Raw genomic sequence first — 13,167 nt, 5'->3', positions numbered from 1 at the left:
AGGGTGCTTCGACGCGCTCAGGGTGCTTCGACCGGCTCAGGGTGCGTCACGCGGGCTGAGCCGGTCGAAGCCCCCGGTCAGGACCCCGCGGCGGGCGTCTCCAGCGCGGCCAGCCGGTCGGCGAGCTCCTGGTGCCCGGCGTGCGCGGCCCAGCCGGCCGGGGTGCCGTCGAACCGGCGGTCCCGGACGTCCGGGTCGGCACCGTGGGCCAGCAGCCAGTCGACCACCTCGCCGCGGTCGGCGAGGGCGGCCTCGTGCAGCGCGGTCCGGCCACCGGCGAGCGCGGTCACCGCGAAGCCGAGGCCATCGAGCAGCTCGAGCGCAGCGATCGGTCCGTAGAGCGCGGCGGTGATCATCGCGTCGGGCGCCTGACGGCGGGCCCGCGCGACCAGCCCCGGGTCGGCGGCCAGCGCGGCCGTCCGCTCGGCGTCACCGGCGAGCGCGGCCTCGAGCAGCCGGTCGACGTCGTCGAGCCGCTCGCTCCGCCCGCCGGCCGCGGCCAGCAGCTCGGCGATCTCGCGGTGACCGGTGCGGACCGCGATCTCGTAGGCGGTCTGGTCGCCGAGGTTCGGGTGGTAGCCGCGGGTGTTCGGGTCGACCCCGTGGGCCAGCAGCAGCCGGACCCTGTCGGTGAAGCCGTGCTCGGCGGCGTACCGCAGCTGCTCGCCGACCATCGCCTCCGGGCTTGGGTAGGCGTCGGCGCCCAAGCGCTCCCGCCAGACGCTCGGCCGCTCCTCGCCCAGCCCGTAGGCGAACAGCAGCTCGAGGTGGTCGTCGCGCGGGGTGAACATCCGGTTGTAGAGCGTCTGATTGTCGTTCGGGTCGGCGCCGGCGTCGAGCAGCAGCCGGGCCAGCTCGACCGACTGCGGGTGCACCGGCTCGTCCCGCTCGCCACCCCCGAACGCGCCGGCCAGCGCGGTGAACGGCGAGGTCAGCCCGTGCCAGAGGAAGCCCGCGTCCGGGTCGGCGCCGGCGTCGAGCAGCACCCGCAGCGACCCGACCGGATCACCGCCGGCCCCACCGAGGCGGGCGTAGCAGAGCGACAGCACCGGCGACCACCGGTAGGGGCCGCCCTCGGCCCGGGCGAGCTCGGGCCGGTCCGCCAGCAGCGCCGCCAGCTCGTCGGTCCGGCCGCAGGCGGCCAGGGCCCACACCGAGGCGGTGGCCAGCGACGGATCCGCCTCGAGCATCGCCCGCGCGTCGGCGAGATCCGCGGCGTCGTAGCGGCTGTAGCTGAGGAACGCCAGCCGCAGGAACCGGTCGGCCGGCGGCTCGTCGGCGCGGACGTCGTCGGGCCCGGGCCGGCGGGTCCAGTGCTCGATGGTCCGCAGACGGGCCCGCAGCGCGTCCCAGCGCGGGAAGCCGAACGCGCGGGCCAGCACCCGCTGCGCCCGGGCCAGCGGGATCGGCTCGCCGTCGGCCGGAGCTGGTGGGTCGAACTCGGCCAGCAGGGCGATCGCCTCGGCATCACCGGCGAGCAGCCCACGGTGCAGCCGCTTGGCGCGCTTGCGCAGCCAGTCCAGGTCGGGGTCGTCGGGCAGCCGCCAGCGGGCGGGCGGACGCGCGGGTTCGGACGCGGGAACAGGGTCGGGCACGGAGGCCTCCTTCGCTCAGCCCGAGGTCCGCGTCATCGGGGCGAAAGAGGAGTCCTGCACCAACCGAGATCTGATCGTCAGGTGGGCTGTGCCCTGTCCGCGGACCGGAGGCGACCTGCGCGCCGAGCTCACGCTAGCACCGGGACCGATCGCCCGGCTCCACGATTCGTGCCCGCCCGGCCGCTGCGCTATAGTTTCGCGGGCGTCGCCGACCGGGAACGGTCCGGGGACGTCACACAACACGAGCAAGGCCAGGTCCAGCTCAGGGACGACCGCACGGCGGGCGTCCCGGTTCTGTGCAAGGCCCCGTGGCGCAGTTGGTTAGCGCGCCGCCCTGTCACGGCGGAGGTCGCGGGTTCGAGTCCCGTCGGGGTCGCTCACGGCGATGCGAAAGCGTCGCCGTGTAGTCGTTTCCGGGCTCCCAGGAGCCCCGGGGACGCCACGGCCAGGTAGCTCAGCTGGTAGCAGCGTTCGACTGAAAATCGAAAGGTCGGCGGTTCGACCCCGCCCCTGGCCACCGTGGGCGCAAGCCCAGACCCTTGACCGGTGTGCTCGAGCTCTCCGGGCCCCGTACCCCGTTCGGGCGCAGGTCGGCGGTATGCTCGCCGCGAGCCCCGGGAAAGAGAGTCCCACACAACGTGAGTGCACGACCAGATGGCGACGCCGAGCAGGCCGTTGCCGACTTCGTCGCGGGCTCGGAAGACGGCCTCGCCGCGGTGTACCAGCGCTGGTCCCCGCTGATCTACAGCGTGGCCCTCCGCTCCCTCGGCGACGTCACCGAAGCCGAGGACGTCACCCAGAAGGTCTTCGTGGCGGCCTGGCAGGGCCGCGCGCGCTACGACCCGACGCGGGCCAAGCTGCCCACCTGGCTGATCGGCATCACCCGCAACAAGATCGCCGACGCCTACGAGAAGCGCGGCCGTGACCGCCGCATTCGCGAGACCCTGATCGCCAACACCGAGCCGGTCGTCGTGGAGAGCGAGACCGGCCGGGTCGCCGACCGGATGCTGATTGCCGACGAGATGGCGCATCTGCCGGAGGTACCTCGGACGGTATTACGGATGGCGTTCTACGAAGACCTGACCCACGCCCAGATCGCCGAGCGGCTGCAGCTGCCGCCGGGCACGGTCAAGAGTCACATCAGACGGAGTCTGATCAAGCTGCGCAAAGGGTTGGAGGCCAGGGCTGATGCACACGAGTCCTGAGGTCATCGCGGTGATGGTGCTCGGGGACGGCGGCGGGACCGACGAGGACCGCGCGCACGTCGAGAGCTGCCCCGAGTGCCAGGCCGAGCTCGACGCCTACCGCCACACCTACCGGCTGGCCCAGGAGCTGGTGGCCGACGTGCTGCAGAAGCCGGCCGACCACGTCTGGCACCGGATCAGCCACGAGATCGAGATGCACCGTAGCGCGGTCGACGCGCACCGGCGGTCGTCGGTCGCGACCACGACGCTGGCCCAGCGGATCGACGAGCTCGAACGGGCCCTCGACGACGACGCCGACGATCTGGACGAGGACTGGCGGCACGTCTCGGCGCCGGCCGGCTTCGGCTCCGCCGCCGAGCTGGCGCACGCCAACCTCGCGGCCCGGCCCGACTGGCCCGGGGCCCACGGGACCGCGATCGTCGAGAGCGACGACGAGGACCACCGCACCCTGCACATCAGCATGCGACTCGGGTTGCTGCCCGCTCACCACGACGCCAGCGTGGGTGCGCAGCTCGCCGCCTGGCTGATCGCGCCCGACCTCAGCGGGATGGTCCGGTTGGGCCAGCTGCCGCGGGTCGAGGACACCGACACCAGCTTCCCGCTGCCCGAGGACGTCGACCTGCTCCGCTATCCGGTGGTCGACCTGTCCCGGCAGCCCGCCGAGGACGACGGCTCCGCGGCGCACTCGGGCGACTCGATCGTCCGGGGCGTGCTGTCCTGATCCGTTCGCGCTGAGGTCCTGCGCTTCGACAGGCTCAGCGCGCGTCCCTGCCTGCTCGCGCTTCGACAGGCTCAGCGCGCGCCCCTCCCAGCTCGCGCTTCGACAGGCTCAGCGCGCGCCCCTCCCAGCTCGCGCTTCGACAGGCTCAGCGCGCATCTCCCCTGCGCGCGTTTGCTCTGCTCAGCGCGCGTCTCGGCCAGGACGCACGAACGCGCGCGGACCCGAGGGTCCGCGCGCGTCCGGTCGGTCGCGGGTCAGGAACGCTGCGAGAGCTGCTCCTTCTTCTTGCTGGCCTTGACCTTGGCCTGCTGCGGCGTCTCGTTGACGTCACCGACGATCGCGCCGGCCCGGCGCGGCCAGGTGGCGTAGCGCGCAGCCAGGTTGACCAGGGTCTGCACCCGGTTGCGGCCGCCGAGCAGGTAGGCGATGTGCAGCACGATCCAGCCCAGCCAGGCGAAGGTGCCGGTCATCTTGAAGCCGTTCGGCAGCTGGAGCACGGCGGCCCGGTTGCCGATGGTGGCCATCGTGCCCTTGTCGAAGTAGTGGAACTCCTCGGTGTCCTCGCCGTTGACCAGGCGGCCGATCTGGCGGGCCACGAACTTGCCCTCCTGGATCGCCGGCTGGGCCAGCTGCGGGAGCGGGTTCTCGGTGATCAGCGCGACGTCGCCGATGGCGAAGACGTTGTCGAAGCCCTTCACCCGGCAGTCGGTGCCGACCTCGATCCGGCCACCGCGGCCGATCGGGACGCCCCAGTCGTTGAGCTCCTTCGAGCCGGAGACGCCCGCCGCCCAGATCACCAGGTCGACGTCGAGACGGTTGCCGTCCTTGAACACCACGTGGTCGGGGTGCACCTCGGAGAGCGCGGTCCGCAGCCGGACGTCCACCCCGCGCTTGACCAGCTCGCTCAGCGTGTAGCGCTGGAGCTTCTCGTCGAACGGCAGCAGCAGCGCGTTGGCCATCTCGACCAGCACCACGTGGACCTTCTTCGGGTCCAGCTCGGGGTAGGTGGTCGGGATCGCGGAGTCCTTGAGCTCGGCCAGCGAGCCGGCCATCTCGACGCCGGTGGGGCCGCCGCCGACCACCACGACGGTGAAGCCGCCGGTGCCCGGGTGCGAGGTGCCGGCGATGTTCTCCAGGCCGCCGAAGATGGTGTCGCGCACCTTGAGCGCCTCGGCCCGGGTGTACATGCTCATCGTGTACTCGGCCGCGCCGGGGATCCCGAAGTGGTTCGTGGTGATGCCGGTGCCCAGCACGAGGTAGTCGTAGGGGATCCGCACGCCGTCGTCGCAAATGACCTCGTTGTGGTCGTGGTCGATGCCGACGACCTTGGTGCGGCGGAAGTTCGCCTTGTTCTTGGCGCTGAGGAAGCGCAGCGAGTAGGTGACGTCGCCCGCGTTCAGCCCGCCCGTCGCGACCTGGTAGAGCAGCGGCTGGAAGGTGTTGTAGGGGTGCCGGTCGACGACCGTCACCCGGAATCCGCGCTTGGCCAGCTCGCGGGTGACGGCCACACCGGCGAATCCGGCACCAACGACGACGACATGGGGCATCTCGGTCACGTCTTCATTCAAGCAGTGTTCAGCAAAAGCGTGAAAGCCGGTGTGCGGTTTTGGCTGTGGGCCTGCTCTCAGCCGGCTCCGGGAGCCGTCCGCACCGGCAGATAGGCCGCGCACCAGCGGGCGATCTCGGAGAACACCCGGCGCCGCACCTCGGGTCGCGAGAGCACCAGGTCGTGGATGCCGCGCTCGAACCGGACGATGGTCACGTGCGGCCCGAGCCGGCCGGCCCGGGAGACGATCTGCTCGACGTCGAGCACGCTGTCGACCCCGCGGAGCTCCTCGTCCCACTGCCGGGTGAACTTCGTCCGGGTCGAGGCCAGCACCAGCACCGGGACGGTGATCCCGAGCCCGGCGGCGACCTTCTGGTGACCGTGCCGGACCGCGCGCAGCCAGCCGACCCGGATCGGCGGGCCGGGATGGGCCTTGAGCGAGGTGTCGTACTCCCACTCGCCACCACGGTTGATGTGCAGGGTGCGGGCGTAGAGGCCGGCGTCGGGCAGCCGGATCACCGCGGTCGGGTTGCGGCCGCCGACGGCGTCGATCACCGGCGTGCCGACGGCGCGGACCATCGCGGACCCCTGCAGGTCGAGCCAGGGCGAGTTGAGCACCAGCCCGACCACCGCGCCCGGCCGGCGCGCGGCCCATAGCGAGGCGATCAGCCCGCCGGTCGAGTGCCCCATCAGCAGCACCTCGTCGTGGGCGCCGACCGCCGGCTCGTCGGGGTCGCCGTGGGCGATCAGCGCATGGGCGGCGTCGAGCTCGGCGTCGTACTCCTCGAGATCGGTGATGAAGCCGGGCAGCTGGCCCGGTCGCAGGCTGCGGCCGTACCGGCGCAGGTCGAGGGCGAAGAAGTCGTAGCCGAGCTCGGCGCAGAAGTCCGCCAGGTGGGTCTGGAAGAAGTAGTCGTTCCAGCCGTGGAGATAGAGCACCGCGCGCCGTCCGGCCGCCCGCCCGGGTTCGGGCCGCCGGTGCACCAGGGTCGCGCAGAGCTCGGTGTCCTCCGGTTCGCCGGCCGCGCGCTCGGCCCCGGGCAGGGCGAGGGTCCGGCTGGCGTAGCCGGGCAGCAGATCGTCGGACCAGTCACTCATCGTTCTTCACCGGGTTCGGGGCAGGACGCCCGGACCAACGCACGGTCGCGGCGTGCGGTTCCGGCGCGCTCGGTCCCCTCGGCTTCCGTCCCGCCTCACGCCTGGTCTTTGACGAACCGGACGTTGAACGGGTAGCGGTAGGCCTGCCCGCGGTTGGCCGCGACGGCACCCATGATCCCGAACACGACCATCAGCAGAAGCACGAGCGGCAAGAGGACTCCGCCGACGACCGCATAGATGAGGATCGAGGACAGCGTCACCGCGATCGAGGCGAGGATGCCGAAGTTGAGCGCCTCGGTGGCGTTGGCCCGGAGCAGCGCGCTGCGGTCCTTGAACAGTGCCCAGATGACCAGCGGTGCGACGAACCCGGTGACGATCATCCCGGCGTGGGCGAGCACGCTCCACAGCCGCTCGTCGGACGGCGAGAGCGGGGCTCCGGCCGTGCCGGCGCCGTACTGGCTCGGATAGGGAGCCTGGCCGTAGGGCGGCTGGGACTGGGCCTGCCCGTACTGGCCCTGGTACTGAGTCTGGCCGTACTGGTTCTGGCCGTACGGGTCCTGCGGATACGGCTGACCCTGCGCGTACGGCTGGCCCTGCGGGTACGACTGCCCCTGCGGGTACGGCTGCCCCTGCGGGTAGGGCTGGCCCTGCGGGTAGGGCTGCCCCTGCGGGTACGGCTGACTCTGCGGGTACGGCTGGCCCTGGGCGTACGGCTGGCCCTGCGGGTACGGCTGCTGGCCCCAGGTCGCGGTCGGCTGGCCGTACGGCGGCGGCTGGTTCCACGGCTGGTCGGCCGCGGCGTACGGGTCCGGCGCGGACAGGTTCTCACCCGGGACCGGGGAGCCGGTCGCTCCCGGCGCGGAGGCCGGGGCCCACGGACCGGAGCGGTCCTCGGACTGTTCGCCGAGCTCGTGCTGCGGTGCGCTCGCCGAGCTCCGGGCGTCGGCCGGGCCGGGAACCGGCTGCTCGCCCCCGCCGGCCGCGGGCCATCCCAGCGACGAGGGGGTGCCCCCGACCGACGGGTCGTGCGCGCCCGAACCGTCTCCGGCCGACGGCCAGCCGTTCCCCGTGGTACGCGTCGACGCGTCGCCGTCGGGAGGGGTCGGCTGCGGCCGCTCGGGCTGGTCCTGACTCATGCGGGTCAGGGTAGCCGCGGCGCGGGTGACGAAGATCATCCGACGGGCCGAGACCAGATCGTCGTCCGGGATGACCCGGAGCGCCGACCCGGAGTGCCGACCGGAGCCGGCTGGCGACACGAGGCGACCCCGGGACCTACCGTCCCGGGGTCGTGCTCACGGTGACACGAAGCCGGCGTCAGCCGGACTTGCGCAGACCGTACCCGTCGTCGTGGGCGTCGGTGTCGTAGTCGTCGGCGAGGTCCGCGTAGGCCTCGGGAATCTCCGACGGGTGCTGTTCACCGCCGCGCAACTCCTGCTCAAGAGAGGAGAAGTCGGTGTCGAAGGTCCGGTACTTGAGGTCCCGGGCGACCTTCGTCTGCTTTGCCTTTGCTCGGCCGCGCCCCATAGGGTCGACCCCCTCGCTCGTACGCCTGCGGCTCACCGCGGCTCGGGTTGGTCAATGTCGTGGGCCCAGGCTACCCAATGGGTACCTCTGTGCAAATCATCCCCCGCCGTCGGCGGGCGCCGATCCTCCGGAAGCGTGCGGTTCAGAGACCGAGATGGCTGTTCACCAGCCGGACAGTGCCCGGCTCGGCGGGCGTCCCCGGACGCACCTCGCCGGCCACCCAGGCGGACAGCCCGCGCTCGCCGAGCAGGGCGACCGCCGCGTCGGCCGCGTCGGCCGGGAGCAGCGCGACCATCCCCACCCCCAGATTGAGGGTGGCCTCCAGGTCGGCCCGCGAGACCCCGCCGACCTGCTGGACCAGCCCGAAGATCGGGGCCGGGGTCCAGCTGGCCCGGTCGAGCACCACCTCGACCCCGGACGGCAGCACCCGCGCCAGGTTGTTGGCCAGCCCACCGCCGGTGACGTGGCTCATTGCGTGCACCTCGACCGCGCGGATCAGCGCGAGACAGTCCTGCGCGTAGACCCGGGTCGGGGTGAGCAACTCCTCGCCGAGGGTCCGGCCGAGCTCGGGGACGTCGCGGTCGAGGCGCCAGCCGGCCTGCTCGAGCAGCACGTGCCGGACCAGCGAGTAGCCGTTGGAGTGCAGCCCGGACGAGCCGATGGCCACCGCGACGTCCCCGGTCCGGACCCGGTCCGGTCCGAGCACCGCGTCGGCCTCGACCACGCCGGTGGTCGCGCCGGCCACGTCGTACTCGTCGGGCCGCAGCAGCCCCGGGTGCTCGGCCGTCTCGCCGCCGAGCAGCGCGCAGCCGGCCACCACTGCCGCCTCGGCGATGCCCTTGACCACCGCGGCGATCCGCTCGGGCACCACCTTGCCGCAGGCGATGTAGTCGGTGACCCAGAGCGGCTCGGCACCACAGACCACCAGGTCGTCGACCAGCATCCCCATCAGGTCGAAGCCGATCGTGTCGTGGACGTCCATGGCCTGGGCGATCGCCACCTTGGTGCCGACGCCGTCGGTCGAGGTGGCCAGCACCGGGTGCCGGTAGTCCTTGAGCGCGGAGGCGTCGAACAGCCCGGCGAAGCCGCCGATCCCGCCGATCACCTCGGGGCGGCGGGTCTTGGCCACCCACTCCTTCATCAGGTCGACCGCGCGGTCACCCGCCTCGATGTCGACACCGGCTGCGGCGTAGGCGCTCTGGGTCATCGGGGCTCCTGTCGAGGTGGGGCAGTGCCCGGTCAGGGGCGGCTGAGCGCGTCGGCGGCGCCGACCCCGGCGACCACCGTGCTCAGCCCGTCCGCGTCGGTGCGGCCGAGCTCGTCGGGGAGGTGCTTGTTCATCCGCTCGCCCAGCGGCAGCTGGACCGGGTAGACGCCGTCGAAGCAGGCCCGGCAGAGGTCGTTCTTGGGGACCGTGGTGGCCGCGACCATGCCGTCGATCGAGACGTAGCCGAGGCTGTCGGCGCCGATCGAGCGGCAGATCTCCTCGTCGTTGAGCCCGGTGGCGATCAGCTCGGCGCGGGTGGCGAAGTCGAGGCCGTAGAAGCAGGGCCACTTGACCGGCGGCGAGCTGATCCGGACGTGCACCTCGGTCGCCCCGGCCTCCCGGAGCATCCGGACCAGCGCCCGCTGGGTGTTGCCGCGGACGATCGAGTCGTCGACCACGACCAGCCGCTTGCCGGCGATCACGTCACGCAGCGGGTTGAGCTTGAGCCGGATGCCGAGCTGGCGGATGGTCTGGCTCGGCTGGATGAACGTCCGGCCGACGTAGGAGTTCTTGACCAGTCCCTGGCCGTACGGGATCCCGGACGCCTCGGCGTAGCCGATCGCCGCCGGGGTGCCCGACTCGGGCACCGGGATGACCAGGTCGGCCTCGACCGGGTGCTCGCGGGCGAGGGTGCGGCCGATCTCGGTGCGCACGGTGTGCACGCGCTGGCCGGAGATCTGGGTGTCCGGGCGGGCCAGGTAGACGAACTCGAAGACGCAGCCCTTGGGCTGGGCCTCGGCGAAGCGGCGGCTGCGCAGCCCGTTCGCGTCGACGGCGATCAGCTCGCCGGGCTCGACCTCGCGGACGTAGGAGGCGCCGACGATGTCGAGCGCCGCGGTCTCAGAGGCCACCACCCAGCCGCGTTCGAGCCGGCCGAGCACCAGCGGGTGGATGCCCTGCGGGTCGCGGGCGGCGTAGAGCGTCTCCTCGTCCATGAAGACCAGGCAGAACGCCCCCCGCAGGTGCGGCAGCACGGCCGCCGCGGCCTCCTCGGTGGACCGGTCGGTGTAGGTGGAGATCAGCGCGGTGACCAGCGAGGTGTCGTTGGTGGCGCGCTCGTGACTGAGGGCACCCGGGACCAGCGAGTCGTCCGGGGCGTCCCGGTCGGCCAGCCAGGTCTCGAGCTCGTCGACGTTGGTCAGGTTGCCGTTGTGCCCGAGGGCGATGCCGCCGCCGGTGGCCGTGGGCCGGAAGGTCGGCTGGGCGTTGTGCCACATGCTGGCGCCGGTGGTCGAGTAGCGCGCGTGGCCGATGGCCAGGTGGCCGCGGAGCGAGTTGAGTGCGCTCTCGTCGAAGACCTGCGAGACCAGGCCCATCTCCTTGAACACGACGATCCGGTTGCCGTCGCTGACCGCCATGCCGGCCGACTCCTGGCCGCGGTGCTGGAGCGCGTAGAGCCCGTAGTAGGTGAGCTTGGCCACCTCCTCGCCGGGGGCCCAGACCCCGAAGACCCCACAGGCGTCCTGGGGGCCCTTCTCGTTCGGATCGAGGTCGTGGTTCAGGCGTCCGTCCGGGCGGGGCACGGGCTCATCGTAACGTGACCTGCGGCACCGGTCCGCCGCTCGTCACGGCGGTTCACAGCCGACCGGCCGCTCGGCCGGCGGGCGCGGAAGGACACGACGATGGACCTCAGGAGACCGCTCGACCTGCTGCTCGGGCGCGGCCGCACCCGGCTGACCTACGGCGACCACCCGAGCCAGCACGCGGACCTCTGGCTGCCCCGGCACGGCGGCGGTGCGGGCGGCCCTGACGACAACGGCCGTTGGCCGGTGGTCGTGGTCATCCACGGCGGGTTCTGGCGGACCCGGTACGGACGCACGCTGGGCACGCCGCTGGCCCGCGACCTGGTGGGCCGCGGGGTGGCCGCGCTCAACATCGAGTACCGCCGCGTCGGCGACGACCCGAAGGCCGGCGGCGGCGGATGGCCGCGGACCTGCGAGGACGTCGCGGCGGCGGTCGACCTGCTGGCCGGCGACCGGGTCCGCGAGCTCACCGGCGACCGGCTCGACCTCGACCGGGTGGTCGCGCTGGGGCACTCGGCCGGCGGGCACCTGGCGGGCTGGCTGGCCGCCCGGCCGCACTTCCCGGCCGGCCTGCCGGGCGCCGAGCCGCGGGTGCGGCTGTCCGGGTTCGTCAGCCAGGCCGGGGTGCTCGACCTCGAGCACGCGGCCGCGCAGGACCTCGGCGCCGGCGCCACCCAGGCGATGATCGGCGGCGAGCCGGCGGCGTTCCCGGACGCCTACCGGGCGGCGTCCCCGATCCGCTGGCCGATCACCACGCCGTTCGCCTGTGTCCACGGGACCGCCGACGACGTCGTCCCAATCGACCAGTCCGAGCGCTACCTCGAGGCCTCGGTGGGCTCGGACGGCGAACCGCTCGGGAGCCTGATCCGGCTCGAGGGCGTCGGCCACCAGGAGCTGATCGTCCCGTTCCACCGGGCCTGGCACGCCTCCCGGGCCGCGACCCTGGAGCTGCTCGGGCTGGGCTGACCGGGACCGGGCTGAACGGCGCTGCTCTGGCCCGGCTGGTCGGTCCGGTTCAGCGGGTGGCGCGGCTGCGGTGGGTGTGCCAGCCGTCGTGGGCGGCCAGGAACGCGCCCTGGATCACGATGGCCACCCCGGCGCCGGCGACCTTGCGGTTCGCCGACCGGGCCATCAGCCCACCGACGGCGACGTAGCCGAGATCGAGCACGGTGTTGACCGCCAGCACCCGGGTGCAGGGTGGCCCGTTCGTGGTCCTGGACGGCGGGAGCCCAGGGGTCGTCGGTGGCGCGCCTCCGGCGCCGCTGCAGCACCCCGGTGACCGCGACGATCCCGAGGTCGACGACGCCCCAGCCGAGGTGCTGACGTCCGAAGCTGCGCCACCAGGCGCGCTGACCGCCCCCGGGTCCGCCCGGGCGCGAGCGGCCGGACCGGTCGAGAGCCAGTCCGGCGGCGATGCTCGCCGCCGACCAGACCACCGTGGTGCGGGCCAGGTCGCGCTGTTGCGCCCACGGGTCGCTCAGCACGACGCCTCCTCGACGCGGGCAGCAGGAGGGTGGGAAAGACCGAGGGACATCACGCCGCGAACACCCGGCCCGATCTCACCCGCCGTCCGCGGTCGGCCGGTCACCGGCCGTCGATCCGCTCGGTGAGGTCGCGCAGCGTGGCCTGCAGCGTGGCCAACGACGACGCGTCCAGGCCGACCGTCTCACCGATCCGCTCTCGGACCCGGTCCAGCGCGGGACCGAGCGCGCGGCCGGCGTCGGTCAGCGCGACCGCCACCGCGCGGAGGTCGTCGGCGTCGCGGGTCCGGGCGATCAGCCCGCGCTGCTCGAGCCGGCGCAGCAACGGGGTGAGGGTGCCGTAGTCGAGCCGCAGCACCTCGTTGAGCTCACCGATCCCGGCGCTGGTCCGCCGGTGCAGCACCTGGAGCACGAGGTACTGCGGATAGGTCAGGTCCAGCGGCCCGAGCAGCGGCCGGTAGAGAGCCGTCATCGCCCTGGAGGCCGCGTAGAGGTCGAAGCACAGCAGGTCGTCGATCACCCGCGTCCTGCTCTCGATCATCACGCCTTCCCGGATGTCGGCCCCACCCTTGGGTGGCGGGGCACCGCGTACTACCTTGTGCCCAAGGTACTTCCCGATCGACACCACGCCAAGGAGGCAACAGATGCCCACGCGTACCGCTCGCACCGCCTGGAACGGCACCCTGCAGGAGGGCTCGGGTCAGGTCGAGCTCAGCAGCTCGAAGGTCGGCACCTACGAGGTGTCCTTCCCCAAGCGCGCCGCCGACGACGCGGACGGCACCACCAGCCCGGAGGAGCTGATCGCCGCGGCGCACTCCGCCTGCTACGCGATGCAGTTCTCCGCGCTGATCGCCGAGGCCGGGGGCACCCCGCAGTCCCTCGAGGTCAAGGCCGACGTCTCGCTGGGCCCGGACAAGGACAACGGCGGCTTCAAGCTGACCGGCATCAAGCTCACCGTGACCGGTGAGGTCGACGGGCTCGACGAGGCCGGCTTCAAGGCGGCCGCCGAGAAGGCCAAGGCCGGCTGCCCGGTCAGCAAGGCGCTCACCGGGGTGGAGATCACCCTGGACGCCTCGCTCGAGAGCTGAGCGCACCCTCTCGACGAACTCCCGACCCCCGGCACCCGACGGTGCCGGGGGTCTCGTCGTTCCACGGCCGGATCACCCATCGTGTCGGGTCCCGTGTGGTCACACCTCGCGCACGATCC

The 13,167-nt window shown here is 72.8% G+C and carries 13 protein-coding genes and 2 tRNA genes; 6 read left to right on the top strand and 9 right to left on the bottom strand.

Annotation, left to right across the window (positions count from 1 at the left end; all coding sequences use genetic code 11):
- Window positions 1-77 precede the first annotated feature (77 nt).
- Window positions 78-1,595 carry an ankyrin repeat domain-containing protein gene (locus FHX74_RS00275; protein WP_182558114.1) on the bottom strand — a complete coding sequence of 506 codons (1,518 nt, stop codon included), beginning with the start codon at window positions 1,593-1,595 and terminating at the stop codon, window positions 78-80.
- Between the two features lie 302 nt (window positions 1,596-1,897).
- Here FHX74_RS00275 and FHX74_RS00270 point away from each other — a divergent pair.
- The 4 genes from FHX74_RS00270 (at window position 1,898) to FHX74_RS00255 (ending at window position 3,521) form a co-directional block, all read left to right on the top strand.
- Window positions 1,898-1,971: transfer RNA gene (locus FHX74_RS00270), tRNA-Asp, on the top strand.
- A 67-nt stretch (window positions 1,972-2,038) separates the two neighbouring features.
- Window positions 2,039-2,112 (top strand) — tRNA-Phe (locus tag FHX74_RS00265).
- Between the two features lie 121 nt (window positions 2,113-2,233).
- Window positions 2,234-2,800: an RNA polymerase sigma factor gene (locus FHX74_RS00260; RefSeq protein ID WP_182558113.1), complete on the top strand. Its 567-nt coding sequence runs from the start codon at window positions 2,234-2,236 to the stop codon at window positions 2,798-2,800.
- Window positions 2,784-3,521, top strand: coding sequence for an anti-sigma factor (locus FHX74_RS00255; RefSeq protein WP_182558112.1), 738 nt, complete (start codon window positions 2,784-2,786; stop codon window positions 3,519-3,521). Before FHX74_RS00260 ends, FHX74_RS00255 begins: the two co-directional genes overlap by 17 nt.
- A 254-nt stretch (window positions 3,522-3,775) precedes the next feature.
- Here the strand turns inward: FHX74_RS00255 and FHX74_RS00250 are convergent, their stop codons facing one another.
- The 6 genes from FHX74_RS00250 to purF form a co-directional block, all read right to left on the bottom strand.
- Window positions 3,776-5,068, bottom strand: coding sequence for an NAD(P)/FAD-dependent oxidoreductase (locus FHX74_RS00250; RefSeq protein WP_220483428.1), 1,293 nt, complete (start codon window positions 5,066-5,068; stop codon window positions 3,776-3,778).
- A 77-nt stretch (window positions 5,069-5,145) separates the two neighbouring features.
- Window positions 5,146-6,165: an alpha/beta hydrolase gene (locus tag FHX74_RS00245; RefSeq protein ID WP_182558110.1), complete on the bottom strand. Its 1,020-nt coding sequence runs from the start codon at window positions 6,163-6,165 to the stop codon at window positions 5,146-5,148.
- 95 nt (window positions 6,166-6,260) lie between these two features.
- Window positions 6,261-7,301: a DUF4870 domain-containing protein gene (locus FHX74_RS00240; RefSeq protein ID WP_182558109.1), complete on the bottom strand. Its 1,041-nt coding sequence runs from the start codon at window positions 7,299-7,301 to the stop codon at window positions 6,261-6,263.
- A gap of 178 nt (window positions 7,302-7,479) precedes the next feature.
- Window positions 7,480-7,689, bottom strand: a complete 210-nt coding sequence (locus tag FHX74_RS00235; protein ID WP_182558108.1) for a DUF3073 domain-containing protein — start codon at window positions 7,687-7,689, stop codon at window positions 7,480-7,482.
- A 142-nt stretch (window positions 7,690-7,831) separates the two neighbouring features.
- Window positions 7,832-8,896, bottom strand: coding sequence for a phosphoribosylformylglycinamidine cyclo-ligase (gene purM, locus FHX74_RS00230; protein WP_182558107.1), 1,065 nt, complete (start codon window positions 8,894-8,896; stop codon window positions 7,832-7,834).
- A gap of 32 nt (window positions 8,897-8,928) precedes the next feature.
- Window positions 8,929-10,479 (bottom strand): amidophosphoribosyltransferase, encoded by a 1,551-nt coding sequence (gene purF, locus FHX74_RS00225; RefSeq protein WP_182558106.1) that lies wholly within the window; start codon window positions 10,477-10,479, stop codon window positions 8,929-8,931.
- Window positions 10,480-10,578: 99 nt separating this feature from the next.
- On the opposite strand from purF, the gene FHX74_RS00220 reads away from it, so the two are divergent.
- Window positions 10,579-11,445 (top strand): alpha/beta hydrolase family protein, encoded by an 867-nt coding sequence (locus tag FHX74_RS00220; protein ID WP_182558105.1) that lies wholly within the window; start codon window positions 10,579-10,581, stop codon window positions 11,443-11,445.
- A gap of 49 nt (window positions 11,446-11,494) precedes the next feature.
- Here FHX74_RS00220 and FHX74_RS00215 read toward each other — a convergent pair whose 3' ends face one another.
- Together FHX74_RS00215 and FHX74_RS00210 are read right to left on the bottom strand one after the other, a co-directional pair.
- Window positions 11,495-11,665: a DUF6992 family protein gene (locus FHX74_RS00215; protein WP_182558104.1), complete on the bottom strand. Its 171-nt coding sequence runs from the start codon at window positions 11,663-11,665 to the stop codon at window positions 11,495-11,497.
- A 398-nt stretch (window positions 11,666-12,063) separates the two neighbouring features.
- Complete coding sequence (locus FHX74_RS00210; protein ID WP_182558103.1) at window positions 12,064-12,501, bottom strand: MarR family winged helix-turn-helix transcriptional regulator; 438 nt, start codon at window positions 12,499-12,501, stop codon at window positions 12,064-12,066.
- Between the two features lie 103 nt (window positions 12,502-12,604).
- Here FHX74_RS00210 and FHX74_RS00205 point away from each other — a divergent pair, with 103 nt between their 5' ends.
- A complete protein-coding gene (locus tag FHX74_RS00205; RefSeq protein ID WP_182558102.1) occupies window positions 12,605-13,048 on the top strand; it encodes an OsmC family peroxiredoxin in 444 nt (147 codons plus the stop codon).
- Window positions 13,049-13,167 lie beyond the last annotated feature (119 nt).

It is taken from the genome of Microlunatus kandeliicorticis (genome assembly GCF_014137855.1).
Classification (GTDB): domain Bacteria; phylum Actinomycetota; class Actinomycetes; order Propionibacteriales; family Propionibacteriaceae; genus Microlunatus; species Microlunatus kandeliicorticis.
The sequence above is the reverse complement of the archived record's forward strand: the minus strand, read 5'-3'. Positions and strand labels throughout refer to the sequence as shown.

Coding starts and splice junctions, on each gene's coding strand:
- FHX74_RS00210 (WP_182558103.1), bottom strand. CDS start 12,501: ATGATCGAGAGCAGGACGCGGGTGATCGACGACCTGCTGTGCTTCGAC.
- FHX74_RS00255 (WP_182558112.1), top strand. CDS start 2,784: ATGCACACGAGTCCTGAGGTCATCGCGGTGATGGTGCTCGGGGACGGC.
- FHX74_RS00205 (WP_182558102.1), top strand. CDS start 12,605: ATGCCCACGCGTACCGCTCGCACCGCCTGGAACGGCACCCTGCAGGAG.
- FHX74_RS00240 (WP_182558109.1), bottom strand. CDS start 7,301: ATGAGTCAGGACCAGCCCGAGCGGCCGCAGCCGACCCCTCCCGACGGC.
- FHX74_RS00220 (WP_182558105.1), top strand. CDS start 10,579: ATGGACCTCAGGAGACCGCTCGACCTGCTGCTCGGGCGCGGCCGCACC.
- FHX74_RS00235 (WP_182558108.1), bottom strand. CDS start 7,689: ATGGGGCGCGGCCGAGCAAAGGCAAAGCAGACGAAGGTCGCCCGGGAC.
- FHX74_RS00245 (WP_182558110.1), bottom strand. CDS start 6,165: ATGAGTGACTGGTCCGACGATCTGCTGCCCGGCTACGCCAGCCGGACC.
- purM (WP_182558107.1), bottom strand. CDS start 8,896: ATGACCCAGAGCGCCTACGCCGCAGCCGGTGTCGACATCGAGGCGGGT.
- FHX74_RS00250 (WP_220483428.1), bottom strand. CDS start 5,068: ATGCCCCATGTCGTCGTCGTTGGTGCCGGATTCGCCGGTGTGGCCGTC.